This is a genomic window from Paenibacillus sp. FSL L8-0158, assembly GCF_038592965.1.
Lineage (GTDB): Bacteria > Bacillota > Bacilli > Paenibacillales > Paenibacillaceae > Paenibacillus > Paenibacillus polymyxa_D.
In genome coordinates this window covers 575,330-594,718 of sequence record NZ_CP151949.1, presented here as the reverse complement: position 1 = coordinate 594,718, position 19,389 = coordinate 575,330, and the positions used below count along the sequence as shown (strand labels likewise).

The window sequence follows — 19,389 nt, the reverse complement described above, 5'->3', positions numbered from 1 at the left end:
GCAAAAAAGCCTTCATATTTCAGGATCATACAATCTCCCTGAAATATGAAGGCTTTATCGCGTGCTTTTGTTCTTATTTGGTCTTCAAATTATCCCATGTTTTCTGGAAATCCTCGAATAGCTTCCCGGCATCCGATTTACCTGCCACATAGGCTTGCATCTGACTCCCGAATTCTTGCTGTGCTCCTTCAGGATAGCGGCTAAAGAACCAGCCCAACAGTTTGTTTTCCTTACTGTATTTCACCACTTCAGCACCCAATTGGCCCATATCAGCCTCTGTCCCTTCGATATTCTTGAACGCTGGAATAAACTTAAATTCCTTGGTGATGTACTTTTTACCCTGCTCGGATGTCACTATCCAGTTTAAGAACTCCTTCGCCTCGGGTTTGACAGACGAATTTTTATTAACCACCCAGTTGTTGGCGACACCTACAAACAGCTTATCTCCGGCTGTTGCGTCTTCACCAATCGGCATAGGCAAAATCCCCAGATTCAGCTTCGGATTAATTCCGTCAATTTGGACCTGAGTCCAGTTTCCTTGCTGCATCATGGCAGCCTTTCCAGTGGCGAAGTTCGTTACCTGCGTGTTGTAATCGGTCGTGAGCGGCTTCGAATTGCCATACTTCAGTGTCAGATCGAATAGCTTAACCCACTCGGCGAATACAGCGTTGCCCGGAATCTTTGCAGTTCCATCATTCAGTCCCTTGACGAAGGCCGAAGGGTCCGGCTGATTGGCAAATGCCACGTTCAGCAAATGATTGCCCAGCACCCAAAACTCCTGATATCCATTAGAAAATGGAGTAATCCCTGCAGCTTGGAGCTTTTGCGCAGCTCCCTCCAGTTCGGATAATGTTTTAGGGGTCTCCGTAATCCCCGCCTTCTTGAACAGATCCTTGTTATAAATAAAGCCGTACCCTTCCAGATTCATCGGCTGGCCATACAGCTTGCCGTCTTTGGTCATCGGCTCTTTGGCGACATCGACCACATCCCCAACCCAAGGCTGGTCAGACAGGTCCTCCAAATATTCCAGCCACGTATCCAGCTCGCGGTAACCTCCTACGTTAAAAATATCCGGCTGCTCCCCGGAAGCGAACTTCGCCTTTAACGCCGCTCCGTAGTCACTGCCCCCGCCCACGGTCTGAATATCGAGCTTGATCCCTGGATGAGATGCTTCGTATTCCGCCTTCATGCGATTCAGCGCTTCTGCAATCTCTACCTTGAACTGAAAAATGTGAATTGTTTTTTCCTTCACTTCCTCTTTGCCTGCGTTTTGTCCGCCACTGCTGTTACAACCTGCCAAAACCAGGGCAAAGGCCGCGAGAAGCAAGATTAGTGCTTGTGCTTTCTTTTTAAAAGTATGCGTTTTCATTTTGATGTTCCTTTCTATTTTAAATTCATACCAGTTGAACTCGAAAAATTCATGTGGAAACGGAGCAAACGGAATGGTGCTGAACAAGCGATAGCACTCGCCTTTGTCTCTAGATTCCTACCTTCATTCGTTTATTCAGGGAAATCTGGAGGCAACAGCGATGGTAAGCACCTCCATTTGCGGAGTGGCACACCGTGTACATTTTCAGCTCATCCCCACACTCAACCCTTGACCGAACCCGCCATAATACCTTGTATAATATATTCTTGCATAGCCAGAAAGAATGCGATGACTGGCAAGATGCCCAGCACCAGAGCAGGCAAGGCCAAATCCCACTGCTTTGTGTATTGTCCGAAAAAGGCATAGGTCGCAATCGGAATCGTGCGCAGCTCAGCCTTTTGCAGTACCAGAGAAGGCAGGAGATAATCATTCCAAATCCAGAGCGTATTTAAAATAATAACAGTTACCATCATCGGCAGCATCAACGGATACACAATTCGGAAAAACACTCCGTAAGGCGTACATCCGTCCACCGTAGCTGCTTCTTCCACCTCGACTGGCACACCTTTGACGAATCCATGAAAGAGAAAGATCGACATTGGAGCTCCGAATCCCAGATAACAGATGACCAGACCACTTATACTGTTCATTAAATCCAGTGTACTTACAACCTTGACCAAAGGAATCATCACCGATTGAAAAGGAATAACCATGGCAGCTACGAACAGGCTGAACAACACTCGATTATAACGCGTCGGACGCCGGACCATTCGGTAAGCTGCCATTGAGCTGATCAGTACGAGCAGCAGATTACTAACTACCGTAACCACGAATGAATTCCATAAAGCTTCGGGAAAACGCGTGATGCTCCACGCTCTAGCGTAGTTGCTCCATACAAAGGTTTGTGGCCAGGCCGCAGAATCGGTGAGCAGGTCACCAAAGCTTTTGACCGAATTCACGAATAAAAAGTAAAACGGGACGAGGAATAACAATGCGACGAGGATCATCACTATCTCGGTCGCCCATGTTCCAAAGCGGTAGCGCTTGCTTGTTTCCATTTACGCTTCCACCTCCCGACTTTTCGTCAGTCGTACCTGAAGGCTCGTAACCAGAGCAACAATGATAAAGAAAATGAGTGCTTTAGCTGTTCCCAGCCCATAACGATTATTCACAAACGCTTCATTGTAAATATTGAGTGCAACCGACTCTGTGGACCCGAAGGGACCGCCTTTGGTCAGTGACAAATTAAGATCGAACATTTTGAATGACCATGATATCGCCAGGAAAAGACAAACCGTAACGGCAGGCATGATCAAAGGAAGTATAATCGACCGCAAAATTTGCATCCGGCTAGCTCCGTCAATTTCGGCTGCTTCTAGCATATCGCGGGGCACATTGGTCAGGGAAGAGATATAAATCACCATCAAATACCCGGCAGTTTGCCAGATAAACACGATTACAATGCCCCAGAAGGCCGTGATCTCATCTCCCAACCAGGACAGATTGAAGAAGGACAAGTTCGTGCTCTCACCGATTGCTGCAAATCCCTTGACGAAAATAAACTGCCAGATAAAGCCCAGCAACAGACCTCCGATCACGTTGGGCATAAAAAAGATGGTCCTTAGTACATTTTTTGTTTTCAGCGGTTTGGTTAGAAAGTACGCCAGCAGAAAACCAAAAATATTCGCAGCCACCACTCCTACCACCGTAAAACGGACCGTAAACCAGAACGCTGTCCCAAATTTGTCATCATTCCATAAAATGTGACTGAAATTATCCAACCCGACCCACTTTGCCTGATTGGCAACTCCATTCCACTCTGTAAAAGAATAGTACATTCCGAGCATGAAAGGGATTACAATAATGATAACGAAAAATAACGTCGACGGCCCTACAAAAATCCATTGCTGTAGCCATTGCGACGACTTGGCGCGATTCAAACCGATCCCCCCCTTATGTTGTCTGTTGGTGTCTGGAACGCTCCCTTACGGCTTTCTTTCAGCAGTATGATGTTTGGACCGTAAGGATATGCGATTCACATGTTCATTATGTCGAATAAGCGCTCTCGAGAACACGTAGGATCGTGAACCATTAGGGGGGAAAATATTGACCTCTGGCTCGCCTTGAATTGTGAAAGGAGCTCACTGCATGAAATTTTACAGTATTCGTTCTCGCCTAATCTGGTTTTTGCTCATTGCGGTCACCCTGCCGCTGCTGCTGTCGATGACCATGACCTTCGTTCTCACCAAGCAATCCTTGCGGGAGCAGGCCACACAAGAAAATGAACGGCTTATTTTTCAGGGAATTACGAATTTGGATAACTATTTACAGGGTTTGAATCGCGCGTCCATCGGAGTCTATAATGACCCTCATTTTCTGCGTAATCTGGCCAAAATCCCGGATGATTACCGGGCCGTCGCTGAAATATACACCACTCTGCAAACGATGATGAATGCTACGTCAGGCATTGACCAGGTGTATTTGCATTCTTTTGAGGCCGGGCAATCTACGCTGATTACCAGCACGGTTCCTCTACGGGAATTCCGGCTGGAGCCCTTTACCGGTTTTATTCATTACGGCCCTTCCGGACTGTTCATACAGCCCACGCATATGAAGCATTTGTACGGCTTTTCGGCGGTTTCCTATGCGGAGCACAGCACAGAGCAGCAGGTATTTACACTTCATCGGGCGATTCGGAACATTCCAGCCTTAGAGACGCTTGGGGTACTGGCTATAGATGTTGATCTGGAGCCGCTGCGCAGTATTTGCCGTCAATTGTATGATGCGGATACAGAGGAGCTGTTTTTGATCGATCGAAACGGAACGATCATATATAGCGGAAAAGAAGCATCAATTGGAACACACTGGAAGGAATCTGACCTGCTCAATCGAATTTCTAAAGAAGGCGAGCACGGAGTGATTGAGGATGATACAGCACTGCACGTGTACGGCAAGCTGGATGCCAACTTGTCAGGCTGGACACTCGTCAAGAAAATTCCACATCGTACGCTGTATTTACGGGCTACCCGCCTGACTCAGATCAATGCGGTCATTACAGGCGCAGCATTGCTACTTGCCATTGTTGCCACGTTATGGATTTCGATAAAAATCACGGCACCTATTAAGCGACTGACTCGCTACATAAACCAGATTCAGTCCGGTCAACTGGATGTAGACATTCGGGCCATGAGTAACGATGAAATCGGAGTACTGTCGCGCCGTTTCAGACAGATGATGGATACCATCAATAACCTCATTTTGCGGGAATACAAGCTGGAGCTGGCTAACAAGACACATCAATTGAAAGCGCTTCAGGCACAGATTAATCCTCACTTTTTATATAATACGCTACAGTCTATTGGAACCCTGGCTCTACAGCATGAGGTGCCGCGAATTTATTCGCTGCTCTCTTCCCTTGCCAAAATGCTGCGCTATAATATGAGGGACCATACGGTCGTTACACTTAAGGAAGAAGCCGAACATGTAAAACAATATCTTGATTTACAAAAGGAACGCTTCGGTGAGCAATTAGAAGTCACTTACCAGTTGGAGGATGAGGTCCTGAATGATCGGGTACCTAAAATGATTCTCCAACCGTTGGTGGAAAACTACTTTAAACACGGTGCCGATCCCCGGCTGGGGCCCGGTGAAATTCGCATTACAGGCAGCCGAATCCGGGAAGGCATTGTGAAAATAACAGTGGAAAATAACGGAACTAACATACCACAAGCCGAGTTGGAGCAACTCCAGCATATGTTAAAACGTCCGCTAAAAGCCTACGAGGAGCCAGACACTAGCGAGCAGGACTCCATTGGCCTTCGTAATGTTCTATTGCGTATTCAGCTTCACTCGGAGGATGGTTCTAACACCCTGTGCGTAGACAACATTCTGCCTCATGGTGTCCGGTACACACTCGAAATTCGCACTGAAGCCCATACAGAGATTCATATTAAGGGAGAGTGATCTGTCAATGAAAGTCCTGATTGTGGATGATGAGAAGCATGTGCGCCATGCCATACGGATGCTCGTACATTGGGAAGCTTGCGGTGTGAGCGAGGTGATTGAAGCTGAGTCGGGCGATCAGGCGATTGAGGTCATTACCGCCCTTTCCCCACCCGTTGTACTCACGGATATGCGGATGCCCGGCAAGGATGGAATAGCACTGATGGAGTGGATTCAAGTTAATTCCCCAGCAACCAGAGTCGTGGTGGTCAGTGGCTATGATGATTTTCAATTGGTTCGACAGGTCATCCGCCGGGGAGGCATGGACTATATTCTTAAGCCCGTGGATCCAGTGGAGATTAACGAGGCTGTAAAAAAAGCCACTCAAGCTTGGCGGACAGCAGAGCAAGACCGGAACAGGCAGACGATGCAGGCCATGGAGGTCAATCGGATGAGGCCACACTATGCTGATAAGCTCCTGACTGAAATCGTTTCCGGTATAGCGAATACCCCTCTTTCCATTACGCCCTTACGTGAGGAGCTCCGTCTTCCCGCAGCTATTCAGATATGTAATGCAGCTGTGATGAGTACCACTCAGCTGGATGCCGATATACTGGACAAATATAAAACGCGCCGTGCGCTTTTGAGCTTTTCCCTCACTAACATCTGCAACGAATTTCTCGGAACTTCTCAAACCGGAGTTGCATTCCGTCATCTGGAGCGTATGGACGAAATTATTCTACTATATTGGGGCGATCCATCTCGTTGGCCAACACTCTTGCAGGATATTCATACAGGAATCAAAACCGCTTTGCGGTGCTACATGCACATCGGGGTTGGCTCTTTTGGTGCCTTTCCCATAGCGGCAGCGACTGCCTACCAAGAGGCAAGGCAAGCGTTGTGGAAACGGGATGTGTTGCAAGCCGACTGGATGCACCAGAGTTCCCAGACACGGCAGAGCATTCGTCTTCCCCAGTTACCTGACATGGAAGAGGAACTACGGCTTAGTGCGCTCAGCTGTAATGCCAGTCGTGTGTCTATAGCGGTAGGCCGCTGGATAGCAGCCGTAGCCGAGTTGCCTTCGGTTACAGCAGAGCAGCTAGCCAGTTGGAATCAGGAGCTGGACTGGATGCTGGCCCGCTGGCTGAATGACAGACCCGGGGATACCGATGGCGAGGAGATGGCAGATGAGTCCGGCTCCATCCATGCCTTGCCGGTCGATAACCGCGGCATGCTTTCGTTGCCCTTATGGCAAAGACAGGTCGAAAACCGACTGCTGGCAGCCGGTCAGGCACTTACACCAAGCCATAGTCCAAACAACCCGACCATCCGTGATATTGCCCGCTATCTGGATGCACACTACGACGAGGACATTTCTCTACAGGATATGGCGAGCCGCTTTTACCTCAGTCGGGAATATATTTCTCGTAAATTCAAGCAGGAGTACGGAGTTAATCTGTCGGACTATTTGTGCCAGATCAGGATGGGCAAGGCAAAGCTATTACTGCTGAATGACAAGCTGCGCCTTCATCATATTGCCGGTATGGTCGGTTATCAGGATGAAAAATATTTTGGCAAGGTGTTCAAAAAACTGGAAGGGGTCACGCCTGGCGAGTTCAGAAGACGCCATTCTGCAAATCCTCAGCCGTTATCGCATACAGCACGTGATCTTCCCACACACCATTAATCTTCAAGTAGTTGAGAGCTAGCCCTTCGCGGCGAAATCCTGCCTTTTCCATCACTCGATTGGAAGGCGTATTTCTTGGCATCACTCCAGCTTGAATACGGTGTAATTCCAACTCATTCAGGGCGTAGCGTACAATATCCTTCACTGCGGAAGTAGCATAGCCTTGTCCGTGGTAAGCAGGATCTACAAAGTAGCCCAGATTGGCGTTTTGAAAGGGGCCTCTAGCGACACCCGACAGCTCCATTCTGCCAATCAGCTTATTATTTTCCGGCAAAAAAAGTCCAAACGTATATCCCTGTCCGGCTTGTGCTGCTTCCAAACCGTTGGAAATCAGACGCGCCTGTTCTTCCAGGGTAAAGTAAATTTCAGGTCGTTCTGGCTCGAACGGTTTGAAAAAATCAAAATTTTCACGTCTGATCTCTAATAAACGTTCTGCATCACTTACTTGTAACAGTCGAATCTGTAGCCCCGGATGGGTGGACTTCATCAAAATCGCGCCATTAGCTTCATGCAACATTGTCAGTTTCCTTCTTTCTCAGTTATTCCTATCATTGTTGTGTTCGCGGTCACGAGATAGGAAAATACCCTAGGTGCATGAGAGCAGCCTAGGGTATCTCCATCATTCAAAATTTAGTCTGTAACAGGCATCCAGCCTGGAAGGGTCGTCAACACACCCCACAAATAGTCAGGAATAACTAGCTCCTGCTGAGCTTGCTTGGATAAGGTCGTGCGAATGGTATCTTCTGTGCCGTTTTGCACCTTCTGAACCCATTGCGGCTCCATCAAAAGCGGACGTCCCAGCGATACAAGCGGTACACCTGTCTCCAGTGCTGCAAGCGCCTCGTCCGGTGTATTCAGCGATCCGACTCCCATAATCGGCACACGGTTACCTACCTTCTCATGGATGAGAACGGTACGTGACCGTTCGTCACTACGGTCACGGAACGAACCACCGAAGAAATGATTTACGGAAATGTGCAGGTAATCCAGCCCTTGATCCGCCAGACGGTCTACAAGCACCATCGTATCATCCAGCGTGATGCCTGGCGTGTGTCCTTCCTCAGGAGACAAGCGGTAACCGAAAATGAATGGACGCTTCGCATGCTCTGCGATAACTTTTTTCACTTCGTGAACAACCGCCAGCGGGAAAGTCAATCGTTTCTCAAGGCTTCCTCCCCATTCATCAGTACGAATGTTGGAATGCGGGGAGAAGAACTGCTGCACCAGGTAACCGTTCGCTCCGTGCAGCTCCACACCATCATAGCCTGCTTCAATCGCGCGGCGAGTTGCTTCGCCATAGGCGCGGATGACGCGGTGGATATCGTCAGATGTCATTTCACGCGGCACAGGTGCCCCTTCTTTTTCCTCGGCTACTGCGCTTGCACTAATCGGTTGTCCGTCTGGAATCTGATCCGGTGGACACAGACGGCCACCATGATAAATTTGCAGGATCGCTTTCGCGCCCTCTTGATGAATCGTATCCGCCAGACGGCGCAGACTCGGAATCATTTCATCCTTGTCCGCACCGAACTCATTAACAAATCCTTTACCATCTGGAGTTACATACACACAAGCGGTAATAACCGCGCCCACACCACCGGAACGTTCACGGTAGTATGCCAGTTCCTCGTCACTGACTTCACCATTTTCGTGGGAAGCAAAGTTAGTCATAGGTGCCATGGTAATACGGTTCTTCAACGTAACACCGGATGGCAGGGTAAAAGCTTCAAATAGAGAATTATATTTTGGGTTCATTCTTTCTCTCTCCTTCAGTTAAATCAGATCAGATAATATAAGGCTGTTGAGCATGAAGCCGAATACGAATTCGATGTAGTTTTCCTCCATAACGAACTCAAACTACTGTTGCTTACTTAAATACAGTGGTTATAATAACCACAGTATAATGATCCGCAACTATAAAGTCAAATCTATCCTTTCTGACCATCCCCAAACTGTTCGAAAAAGCTGAACCGTAGCCACTTGGCACAAGCCACTAACAAAGCTTAATGCTTCCCGGCTGTGCTTTTCTTCTCCTCCCGGCGGGAAAACCAAGTCGCGAGCAACGAGCCGGAAATATTATGCCACACGCTAAAAATCGCACTCGGTACAGCAGCAATTGGGTTAAAATGAGCTGCTGCCAGCGCAGCGCCCAGTCCGGAATTCTGCATTCCCGTTTCCAGCGTAACAGCTTTACGCTTGGAAAGATCCATGCCGAACAGCTTGGCAAACCAATATCCAAGCAGGAACCCGATTCCGTTATGCAAAATAACCACACAAAAAATAATCGGACCTGTCTCCAAAATCTTGCCTTTGCTGCCTGCAATCACAATAGCTACGATGAGCATAATCACCAGTGTTGATATGAGCGGCAGCGCCTGAACACTGGCTTCTGCCTGTTTGCGAAATAGCGACTTGACGATAACACCCAGCACAATGGGGACAATAACTACGATGAGAATGTCCATGATCAGCGACTTCGCATCAATATTCATCCAACGTCCAGCAAGCAGGTTAATCATGGCCGGGGTAGCCAGTGGAGCAATCAGCGTCGATACTGAAGCAATCGATACCCCCAACGCCACGTCGCCTTTGGATAAGAGCGTCATTACGTTGGACGCGGTTCCACTCGGGCAACAGCCTACCAAAATGACACCTACCGCAATATCCGGTGGCAGCTGCAATACTAATGCCAATCCAAAGGCCAGAAACGGCATAATCAGATAATGCCCGACCACACCAATAGCCACATCCACTGGACGCCGGAATACTTCGCGAAAGTCAGCCGCAGATAAAGTTAGCCCCATCCCGAACATGACAATGCCCAGAAATAACTGTATGTATCCTTTCATCCCTGTAAACGCCGCAGGAAAGAAAAATCCCAAGCATGCAAATAAAAGTACCCAGATGGAAAAGGTTCCTCCTACAAATTTCCCTACTTTCTCCAAGCCATTCATTCTACTTATCTCCTTACTTCTATACAAGTTGAATTTAAGGAAATCCAGCTTATATAGTGCTTAAAATTTTTATCATTGTACTACATATGACTGCATATACATACAACTTTTTATGATTATGCCGAGATCAAGAAACTTTTCCCCGTTCGGACATATTCGAAAGCAAAGTGGGTATATTCATAGTAGAAGATTGTGACCAGTCGGTCATTTTGGATCATCATTCGTTGAGGAGGAGATATCCCTATGTCACGAAGCCACCCGTATAAATGGTGGAATATTATTGCATTTATCGCTGTCGTTCTCGTTAACTTTCTGGCTTCTACACTTCCTATCGGTGGCAGAAGTACTGCTGCTGTATCCAACATGTACCCTACCTTGATCACCCCAGCGGGTTACGCTTTTTCCATCTGGTCGGTCATCTACGTGCTGCTCGCCTGCTTTGTCGTGTACCAAGCTATACCTACAGGGCAAGAGAAGACAAGCGTTCAGTCCATCGGTATTTTTTTTATTCTAGGCTGTATTTTCAATATCATCTGGATTTTCCTCTGGCAGTATGTATACGTAGAACTGTGCGTCATCGTTATTATTTTATACTTGCTTTCCTTGGGCGTCGTGTATGTACGTACCCGCACACCTCAGCCAACCCGCGGAGAAATGTGGTTCGTCAAGCTACCGTTCAGCCTCAACCTCGGTTGGGTATCCGTTGCTACTATTATCAATATTGCAGTGGCACTGGAAAAGAATGAGTGGAGTGGCTGGGGACTCAGCGATACGACATGGGCGATCATTATCCTGCTCATCGGCACCGTATTGGCGATCATGGTCAGCTTCCCTTATCGTGACAGCATTTATCCTCTCGTATTTGTATGGGCCTATGTCGCCATCGCCGTCGAGCATCCGAACCATGAAAATGTACGGCTGGCTGCATTGATCTTGGCGGCAATCATTCTGGTGTACGCGCTGTGGCTGTTCTTTGCCCGTAATCGCGACCGGGATTAAAGAAACTATTGATATCTACTAGCAAAAACAAGCGAGTTTGGGTCTGAATCATCTAGCCCAAGCTCGCTTGCTTTGTTTATTCATTTTATCACGGATCTACCAGACTATTCGCCCTTCAATGCAATGACTTCAATCTCTACCAGTGCATCCTTAGGCAGACGGGCTACCTCCACCGCACTGCGTGCTGGATAGGGTTGCTCAAAGAAAGAACTGTACACCTCATTGACGCTGACAAAATCGTTCATGTCCTTCAGGAATACAGTCGCTTTCACAACCTGGTTCATGTTGCTGCCTGCCGCTTCCAGAATGGCTTGTACGTTGCTCAAGGACAGGCGTGCCTGCTCCTGTACATCCTTACCAAACTCACCTGTTGCCGGATTCAGTCCAAGCTGTCCCGAAGTGTAAATAAACCCGCCTGCCTCTACCGCTTGGCTATAAGGGCCGATAGCACCGGGTGCTTTTTCAGTAGCAATTGTTTTTTTCATATGGGTTGGATTCTCCTTCCTGATACTAGTTCACCGTATTATAGCATGTGAAGTCCAAAAGCCACTATTCCGTGCGACAGATTAACGAACCGGGTTTCTATTAAGACATCCCGTTGCCACGTTGCTATATTTTTTTATATCCGTTGTAACCTTTAGCGTCTATGTATCATCTAACTCCTGTAACCTGCTACAAAATAAATTCTACAAATCCAGATACAGGTACAATGATCATAGCTAAGTATAGGCGGGAAAGGAGCACCATCCTTTGAATCTCGAAACAAACTTACACCAAGCAAGGCAGGGGGACCGCAAGGCATTCGTCACCTTGATGAAACATATGGAATCCGATATGTATGGCATGGCGCGTTCCATTCTTCACAGCAATGAAGATTGCGCGGACGCAATGCAAGAGGCGATGCTCAAGGCATACCAGTCTCTGGGTGAGCTGCGTGAACCTCGCTATTTTAAAACATGGCTGCTTCGCATCCTCATTAATGAGTGCCATCTCATTATCCGCAAGCAAAAACGGATCGTACCCGTGGCCGAATTTATAAAGGAACCCTCCACCTCGGGCGGATATGAAAAAATCGAACTGCGCGAGGCCATCGACCACTTGGAGGAATCCATGCGAACCGTAATTTCCCTGCACTATTTGCGGGATATGCCGATCAGAGAAATATCAGAGGTACTGGATGTATCAGAGGGGGCCGTCAAAACACGATTGCACCGTGCTCGCAGAACATTAATGGACCTGCTACAAAATCGCGGAGAAAGGAAGGCGACCTTTCAATGATCCCTTCAGAGTTTGAGAAACAGAATCAAGAGCTGGATCGGAAATTACAATCCGAAAAAGAAAACTTGGAAGCCGACACGGTAATGATTCCCGATTTGGTAAGAGAACGCTTAGATGCATTTTACACACAAATGGAATCGGATGTGGAGCCGTTGTCCAAATCGCCTTCCTTACATCGACCGGTCAAAAGATTTCTTCGGGGAACCGCAATTGTCGCTGCTTCTGCGGCTGTCATTAGCGTTATGATCATTGGTAGCGCCTTTGTTTCGCCAATAATGGCAGAATCATTGAAACAGGTTCCCCTTGTAGACAGCGTGTTCAGGCTTGCTGGGGATCTCGGGCTGCAAACCGCTGATCAGAGAGGGTTGGCAACTTCCTCGAATCTCAGTGTTACCCATAGCGGTATTACGTTAAAGGTACCACAAATCATATTTGACGGGACACGCTTGGTCGTAGCGTTGGAAAAGAGCGGCGGAGATTCACAACATCAAACCCTATATCCGGCCATCCATACACAAGGACAGCCCGAAGAGGACATTCTAGAGAAAGTGGACCTGTTCATCAATGGAACATCGGTCAATAGCAATAATGGTTCCTTTAATTTCATGTATGGCCGCCCAGGCAAAGACAGTAATTCTATGCTGATTGCGTATATGCGTGACTCTGCCAGTGGTAAACCCGTCTTACCAGATCAGTTTGAGCTAGAGGTATATGCAAAGTTAAAAGGTGTAGCCGATCCGTTTCGCATACAAACCACGGTTCACAAAACTAAAATAAATAATAAGATACTTCAGCTGCAAATAAGCAAGTCTAATCCGCATCTTGCATTTACGGCAGAAAAGGTAGAAATGACCCCCATCACGACCAAGATCACAACATCGTTCAAAATGCTGACCGATATTGCACATATGCCGGATGATTACACCGTGGAGCGAGAGTACAATTACATCAAAAACGGACAAACGATCCAGTACACCAAAAAGGAATTGGATATGCTTGAGTATGCTGTATTCGACGAGCATGGAAGAGAACTACAGCTCCTGAGCGGCTCTGGAGTCCCTCTTACCAAAGAACGTAACAGCAAAATGATCACCCTGTTTACTCCTTTTGTGGACACTCCCCAGAAGATCATTTTCAAGCCGTATATCTTGCCAACACAACCAGGAGGTAGTGCCCTGCTCGATGCTCATGGCAACTGGACACGCCATTACATTGATGAATTAGAGATTACGATAGATGTGCCGTAAAACACAAACCACCCATAAAATACAAATAACGCCGCTGTTGTCCGAATCATCGGGCAACAGCGGCGTTATTTCATTTTAACCCTAGCCGTGGTTTTACATGTTCTCATCAAGTACCCGTTCCTGAACCAGGTTCCTCATCATCGGATGTTAGTTCCGCACCGATGACCCGAATGATGTCGTTCGGATAAATATGTACGCCGCTCGCCTGCGCAAGAGCGATTCGTACCATGGCTCGTGCGATGACCGAAGCCGGGATGGCACGGTAGGAAGCCAGCTTGCCCGTCATCAGACCGTCCAGCGCTTTCATGACAACAGCGGCAGCGGCTTCGCCCAAACGTCGTTCAGGTCTCGCGCCCAAAATCAGCGACGGACGGAACAAATGCAGCGCAGACAGCCCGATAGCGGCAAGCGCCTCTTCAGCCTCACCCTTGGTGCGGTTATAAAACACGCGTGAATCTGGATCGGCCCCCATCGCTGAGATAGCTAGCATCTGTACAGCACCAGCCTCTTTGCCCAACTGGGCAGCCAGCACCGGATAGTCCAGATCCACCTGACGAAACTGCTCCTTGGAGCCAGCCTTTTTCATCGTTGTCCCAAGGCAGCAAAAAACATCATCCACCCCTTCGAAGGCGAACGCCGCTTTCTGTGGCTGTTCCCAATCGATAAGCGCCTGCTCCAGCTTGGGGTGCTTGATGTCCAACGGACGTCTGCCCATAGCCATGACGCGGTTGTATTCCTTTTGCACCAGCAGCTCTCGTACAACATAACCCCCGACAAGCCCTGTTGCACCCACTACGACCGCTTTACGTTCCATGATAGACCTCCTTTGTGCCATAACGCTCCTGCTCCTGCAATTGCGATTAGGTTAATTTAAAGGGTTGTTCGTCCGCCTCTTTGCTTACGGACGGACACATGGGTAGGTATAGGGAAAACGTACTTCCCTTCCCCTCCTCACTCTCCAAACGGATAAACCCGCCCAACAAGCGAGAAAAATCACGGCTGATGGACAATCCCAACCCCGTTCCTCCATATTTACGATTAATGGAACCGTTCGCCTGCTGGAATGCCTCAAAAATAACGTGTTGCTGAAGCTTGGAAATACCGATGCCCGTATCTTTTACAGCAAATACAACCCAATCTCCCTCTTGCCCCTTTTGATCCAGATGCTGTGTACTCATTTCTAGCAATACACGTCCTTCATGAGTGAACTTAAAGGCATTGGACAACAGATTACGCAAAATTTGCTGTACTCGTTTGGAATCGGACAGAATTTCATTCGGTATAGGCTCATGCTCCTTTAAGCTGAATTCCAGGTTTTTATCCTTCGCAGTGACTTCAAACTGCATCATCATCACCTGCGCAATCTCACGCACATTGACCGGCTCACTTACGATTTCCATGTGTCCAGCCTCGACCTTGGACAAGTCCAGAATGTCGTTGATCAGTTGGAGCAAATCATGCCCCGAGGCATAGATGAGATCGCTGTACTGGTATAACTCGTCCTCATCCAGTTCCTTTCCCTGCTCGTTGATAATCTGCGCCAGATTAATGATGCTATTAAGAGGTGTACGTAACTCATGCGACATCGTTGCCATAAAATCCGATTTATATTGGGAAGCCATCATCAGTTGCTTGGCACGTTCCTCTAGAATGACCTTTGCCTTCTGCAACTCATCTCGCTGCTCTGATAACAACTCATTCGCCTGCTTAATCTGATGATTCCGCTGTTGCTCCATCTGAAAATCCCGTAAAATCAGAGCAAATAGAAAACTGAGGACGATGCCAATTGGCAGTGTCAGAGGAACAACCTCCGCTACATAATAGCGCCAGGGAATGACGCCCAGGCAGGCAATATTTAACGTATTTACGATATTAACCGCTAAAATAGTCACCGATGCCTTAATAATCAGACGCCAGGTGGAACGCCGCATCCAGTAGTTCAATCCGGCGCACAGGACGCCCAGAATGCTCATATTCAAAAAGCCAACCCACGCCGCCATATGCAGACCAAAGGTAAATCTCGTAAGTCCGATTGCGACCCCAATAATAATAAGCGTATAGGAGCGGGGATACACCAATGCCGCGATAATCAGCGGTACAAAACGCAGATCAAAAATAACCGTTTCACTAAAGTTAAAACCAAAGCAAGAGCTGACCCATCCGCCAAATATCACTAGCAGGACGGAGCTGACATATTTGAACCGCGAAGAGGTACGACTCAAACCATATTTATAAATCACGTTCGCCACATAGGCAACGGCAATCAGCATCCCTAAATTCATTAAAAACATCATTGAAAATTGCATGGACTCACACTCCCATAGCGCAAAAAATTGGATGCCAGGCCTATGTTAACCTCGTCTGCCTTTCTTGTACATCATAACATGAAGCCCCATCTTTCGACATGTCAAAAGATGCTTACCTCCCTATATAAAAAAGCGAACCTCAATGGCTCGCCCTAATGTGCTGATACCTATAGAGTCAGCTTGTGATGCCTTTGTTCCGGCGCCACTCCTTGACAAATAATTCGGCAAAATAAGGGTCCCATTGGGTTCCCTTTCCCTCTTCCAATATCATAACCGCCTTCTCTTCCTTCATACCTTGCCGATAGGGGCGATTAGACGTCATTGCATCATAAGCATCCGCTACAGCAATAATTCGCCCAAATAAGGGGATATCTTCCCCAGCGAGCTGATCAGGATATCCCTTGCCATCATAACGTTCATGGTGCGAGCGCACGCCAGGCAAATAAGGGGCCATAGCATAAGCCGGTTCAACTTGCCGGAGAATGCTCTCCCCCATAACCGGGTGCATTTTAATCTGATCAAACTCCTCGTCCGTCAGCTTGCCGTCCTTGAGCAGCACAGCGTCAGCCACGCCGATTTTACCGATATCATGCAGCAAGGCTGTTTTGCGCAGCAAGTCGAGATCCGTCTCATTCAAACCTCCCTTGCGCCCAATGAGTACAGAGTATTCAGCTACACGCAAAGAATGTCCTGCCGTATAGGCATCTCGTGCATCCAGTGCTGCCGCCAAGGTGGCGAAGTAACTGTCCAATAGCTGACCGTTCTTTTCTTCCCGTTCCTTCAGGCCCTCGATCATCATGTTAAATCCTTCGACCAGCTCCGCAAATTCGTCCGAATACAAATCGCTAGCATTACTGTTCAGGCGGCCTTCCTTCACTTCATTCATTTTTTCCAGCAGGTGGTGGATCGGCTGTTCGATCTCACGAGTCAGCAACCTACCTCCCAGATAAGCAAAGGCTACACCAAAAATTAAAATCATACCCGCCCATGCCCAATAGGAACTAGAATTCGCCGCCTCCAAACGTTCCAAGCGAATCTGTGTAGCTAAACAAAATAAAAATAAAGGAAAAGCACCAATGAGCGTCGCACTTAACTGAAATTTATGCCGAAGCGATAGCAGGACTCGTCCTCGCAGAGACAGATTTAATCCATATCGCTGGTAGGTTCGATCCCGGATTTCCTCCAGCAGTGGTTTGATTGCTCTCATTGTCAGGAAAAATTCAACCAGTGCGTGCATCGAAGCGACCAGACAAGCTCCTATACAGGCGATTCCTACATAATACAAGGGAAAGGTAAGTTGTCCAGTATGTATCATCCATAACGCAATGACGGTTGCCGGGATAGAGAAGCCTAACAAATGCGGTCCTACAATACGTAAAACTGACAAATTAGGCAGATGATGAACCCGGATATACACCGCTTCTACATCCTTGAGCGTTTCCTGGTTACCTAGAAAAAAACGATGAACCGGTCTCAAATGGATTCGAAACACTATGGTTTCACAAGCAATCATAAAGACGCTGGAAAATGCAATAATTTTAACAAGACCCAGAATTTCATAGTGGGCTACATTTAACGTGGAAAATACAAAAATCATACCTACCAACAATACAGCGATAAACGAACCTATAATATAGTTCAGGATAACATGCTGAATAAAGCGCTTATAGGTCGGCAAATTGCTACCCCTCTTTTCATCCGTACACTCTAAAATATCTTGTGTATTCAATATCGGAGTCCAACCATCAAAAGTTTACCTTCTTGCTTGAGCATTTTACAATACGAAGACGGCTTTTATTCTGCAATTTACAGATGGGAAATCATGCTATTCTTAATTAAGAAACTAAACACACCTTGTGTTTTAGAAATATTCTTGCTATACTATTAAAGTATGTATTAACCCCATAAGATTCCACGCAACAAGCTATTACTCCTAATCACCGTATGGAGCTTCTCCAAATTTTATGTATAACCCTAATGTAGAATTTTGAGCTTTTGCCGAAGATTTTCACATTCACACTGGCGCGGTCATCGGAGCCGCAAGGACGAAAGAGAGGTAGGGCTTTTGTCGTTTGGAAAATGAACAGTGGAATCACACTGCCCCTTATGAACATGCTGACCATATAATGCAAGGTAGCAGGGGTTGAATATATATTATGCCATCAAACGATGAAGTTTGGGCAAGCTGTGCAGTATATGCAAACTGCACCCATCCTCCGGATGATCCCCGGGGGATTTTTCATTTTACGGAAGCCGTATCATGAACAAAAAAATGACCCCGCCGATACATCGGCAGGGCCTATAGCTTGATCAAAAAGGGGTTAATAGGGTCATTATAGTCTCGCTTTCTTAAAACTAAATGATATGCACCTTAAAAACTCATTAATTCTCCAGTTTTATATACCTTTTAATAATTCGTCCAATATTCTGTACCATCGGGCGGCATCGTTTGCGTAGTGGAACGTCTTGTTTCCGCTTGAGTGCGCCTTTGGGTCGAGGGACGCTCCCATCCTTCCAGTAAAACAACATGTTGGGTACCCGAATTGTTTTCCCAAGTGATGTAGCGCTCCTGTTCCATATGTCGCAAGGCGACTGTAATTTCAGCGTCTCGCTTGCCCGTTTTTACGGTCAATTCCGCCATTGTGGGCATGTGCCGATGCTGGGCGAAATAATTATACAAAATACGTAGCAGCTTTCGTTCCAAATCTGGCAACATCGTCTTCCCTCCTACAAAGAACATATGTTCCCATTATAACACATAAAAATGCACCCTCCTACTGGAAGATGCACTGGGCTTGTATTCCCATGTTGAATTTAGTTTTTTTCCTTCTCTTGACGACCGACAGAGCGCAGCCACCAGGCGACTCCACCAACACTTCCAAGTGCCAGAACCGTTAAGAAAATAATATAGAACAAATGAAATGCACGATCACTCATGGCAATCGCCTCCCTTACTTTATGTATACACTTTCCAGCTAAGCCTGTAAACCTCTTTTTGATCCCACATTCTAAATTTCCCCAAGAACTCGACAATACATACTTGCTTGAGATCCATCGGTGCATACTAACTAAAAATGGTTAATACCAAATATGAGACAGACCAAGGAGGTTATCGAATATGAAATTCCTGTTGATCGTGATCATCGTCGTGCTGGTCGTTGTGTTGCTTATGAGAAGACGCAGATAAGCGGAGACATCCTGCATGGTTAAAAAGGAATACAAAAAGGGCTTTCGGCACATCACCGAAAGCCTTTATTCATCTGAGGTTAGGGCTAAATTACGCCTTGTTCTTCTTGCTATATTTAATAAAAGCAATTACAAGCGCTACAGCAAACAATATTCCGCTGACTACCCATGTTGTCAGAAATGCCATACCCAAACCAACATTAGACCCCATCGTCGGGTGCTGCATGGCAGTAAACACCGAGCCCTGCATCATAAATATGGTACAGAATAAAACAACGGGCGCCAAAATAATCGTGCTTGCCGTCTTCCGACTACCAGATACTGCGATCACGCACAGAGCGGAAATCACCAAGATTACCCAATATATAACTGCTTCCCAAATCACTGAAGTGCCCACTGTTCAACCTCTTTTCTATCCATT

General features: G+C 47.1%; 18 protein-coding genes. 5 read left to right on the top strand and 13 right to left on the bottom strand.

Annotated features, from left to right (window positions below; translation table 11 throughout):
• Positions 1–73: 73 nt before the first annotated feature.
• From NSQ68_RS02655 to NSQ68_RS02645, 3 genes are all read right to left on the bottom strand, one after another.
• Positions 74–1,369, bottom strand: coding sequence for an ABC transporter substrate-binding protein (locus NSQ68_RS02655; protein ID WP_307352033.1), 1,296 nt, complete (start codon positions 1,367–1,369; stop codon positions 74–76).
• A gap of 221 nt (positions 1,370–1,590) precedes the next feature.
• A complete protein-coding gene (locus NSQ68_RS02650; RefSeq protein WP_342427873.1) occupies positions 1,591–2,427 on the bottom strand; it encodes a carbohydrate ABC transporter permease in 837 nt (278 codons plus the stop codon).
• The gene (locus NSQ68_RS02645; protein WP_029515990.1) at positions 2,428–3,309 is read right to left on the bottom strand and encodes a sugar ABC transporter permease; all 882 of its coding nucleotides are present in this window, start codon (positions 3,307–3,309) and stop codon (positions 2,428–2,430) included.
• Positions 3,310–3,517: 208 nt separating this feature from the next.
• Here NSQ68_RS02645 and NSQ68_RS02640 point away from each other — a divergent pair, with 208 nt between their 5' ends.
• Both NSQ68_RS02640 and NSQ68_RS02635 read left to right on the top strand, forming a co-directional pair.
• Entirely contained in the window at positions 3,518–5,332 is a 1,815-nt protein-coding gene (locus NSQ68_RS02640) for a histidine kinase (RefSeq protein WP_342427872.1), read from the top strand.
• A gap of 7 nt (positions 5,333–5,339) precedes the next feature.
• Positions 5,340–6,998 (top strand): response regulator, encoded by a 1,659-nt coding sequence (locus NSQ68_RS02635; RefSeq protein ID WP_342427871.1) that lies wholly within the window; start codon positions 5,340–5,342, stop codon positions 6,996–6,998.
• On the opposite strand, the gene NSQ68_RS02630 is transcribed toward NSQ68_RS02635, so the two are convergent.
• The 3 genes from NSQ68_RS02630 to NSQ68_RS02620 all read right to left on the bottom strand — a co-directional run bounded on the left by NSQ68_RS02630 (position 6,928) and on the right by NSQ68_RS02620 (position 9,952).
• Positions 6,928–7,515: a GNAT family N-acetyltransferase gene (locus NSQ68_RS02630; RefSeq protein WP_342427870.1), complete on the bottom strand. Its 588-nt coding sequence runs from the start codon at positions 7,513–7,515 to the stop codon at positions 6,928–6,930. The two genes, NSQ68_RS02635 and NSQ68_RS02630, sit on opposite strands and share 71 nt — an antisense overlap.
• Positions 7,516–7,628: 113 nt before the next feature.
• Positions 7,629–8,753: an NADH-dependent flavin oxidoreductase gene (locus NSQ68_RS02625; RefSeq protein WP_342427869.1), complete on the bottom strand. Its 1,125-nt coding sequence runs from the start codon at positions 8,751–8,753 to the stop codon at positions 7,629–7,631.
• A 248-nt stretch (positions 8,754–9,001) separates the two neighbouring features.
• On the bottom strand, positions 9,002–9,952 hold the full coding sequence (locus NSQ68_RS02620; RefSeq protein ID WP_342427868.1) for a bile acid:sodium symporter family protein: 951 nt from the start codon (positions 9,950–9,952) through the stop codon (positions 9,002–9,004).
• Positions 9,953–10,195: 243 nt separating this feature from the next.
• Between NSQ68_RS02620 and NSQ68_RS02615 the strand changes: the two genes are divergently transcribed.
• On the top strand, positions 10,196–10,951 hold the full coding sequence (locus NSQ68_RS02615; RefSeq protein ID WP_342427867.1) for a tryptophan-rich sensory protein: 756 nt from the start codon (positions 10,196–10,198) through the stop codon (positions 10,949–10,951).
• A gap of 104 nt (positions 10,952–11,055) precedes the next feature.
• Here NSQ68_RS02615 and NSQ68_RS02610 read toward each other — a convergent pair whose 3' ends face one another.
• The gene (locus tag NSQ68_RS02610; protein ID WP_013308546.1) at positions 11,056–11,436 is read right to left on the bottom strand and encodes a RidA family protein; all 381 of its coding nucleotides are present in this window, start codon (positions 11,434–11,436) and stop codon (positions 11,056–11,058) included.
• 265 nt (positions 11,437–11,701) lie between these two features.
• Here NSQ68_RS02610 and NSQ68_RS02605 point away from each other — a divergent pair, with 265 nt between their 5' ends.
• Together NSQ68_RS02605 and NSQ68_RS02600 are read left to right on the top strand one after the other, a co-directional pair.
• Complete coding sequence (locus tag NSQ68_RS02605; RefSeq protein WP_307351998.1) at positions 11,702–12,229, top strand: sigma-70 family RNA polymerase sigma factor; 528 nt, start codon at positions 11,702–11,704, stop codon at positions 12,227–12,229.
• Positions 12,226–13,476: a DUF4179 domain-containing protein gene (locus NSQ68_RS02600; protein ID WP_342427866.1), complete on the top strand. Its 1,251-nt coding sequence runs from the start codon at positions 12,226–12,228 to the stop codon at positions 13,474–13,476. Before NSQ68_RS02605 ends, NSQ68_RS02600 begins: the two co-directional genes overlap by 4 nt.
• A 106-nt stretch (positions 13,477–13,582) precedes the next feature.
• Here the strand turns inward: NSQ68_RS02600 and NSQ68_RS02595 are convergent, their stop codons facing one another.
• From NSQ68_RS02595 to NSQ68_RS02570, 6 genes are all read right to left on the bottom strand, one after another.
• Positions 13,583–14,290, bottom strand: a complete 708-nt coding sequence (locus NSQ68_RS02595; protein WP_342427865.1) for an NAD(P)H-binding protein — start codon at positions 14,288–14,290, stop codon at positions 13,583–13,585.
• A 46-nt stretch (positions 14,291–14,336) separates the two neighbouring features.
• The gene (locus NSQ68_RS02590) at positions 14,337–15,782 is read right to left on the bottom strand and encodes an ATP-binding protein (protein ID WP_342427864.1); all 1,446 of its coding nucleotides are present in this window, start codon (positions 15,780–15,782) and stop codon (positions 14,337–14,339) included.
• A 175-nt stretch (positions 15,783–15,957) separates the two neighbouring features.
• Positions 15,958–17,460 carry an HD domain-containing phosphohydrolase gene (locus tag NSQ68_RS02585; protein WP_342427863.1) on the bottom strand — a complete coding sequence of 501 codons (1,503 nt, stop codon included), beginning with the start codon at positions 17,458–17,460 and terminating at the stop codon, positions 15,958–15,960.
• A gap of 729 nt (positions 17,461–18,189) precedes the next feature.
• Positions 18,190–18,498, bottom strand: a complete 309-nt coding sequence (locus NSQ68_RS02580; protein ID WP_023986779.1) for a hypothetical protein — start codon at positions 18,496–18,498, stop codon at positions 18,190–18,192.
• A 98-nt stretch (positions 18,499–18,596) separates the two neighbouring features.
• Positions 18,597–18,719 carry a hypothetical protein gene (locus NSQ68_RS02575; protein WP_256026045.1) on the bottom strand — a complete coding sequence of 41 codons (123 nt, stop codon included), beginning with the start codon at positions 18,717–18,719 and terminating at the stop codon, positions 18,597–18,599.
• 340 nt (positions 18,720–19,059) lie between these two features.
• Positions 19,060–19,365: a hypothetical protein gene (locus NSQ68_RS02570; RefSeq protein WP_238794843.1), complete on the bottom strand. Its 306-nt coding sequence runs from the start codon at positions 19,363–19,365 to the stop codon at positions 19,060–19,062.
• Between the last annotated feature and the right edge of the window lie 24 nt (positions 19,366–19,389).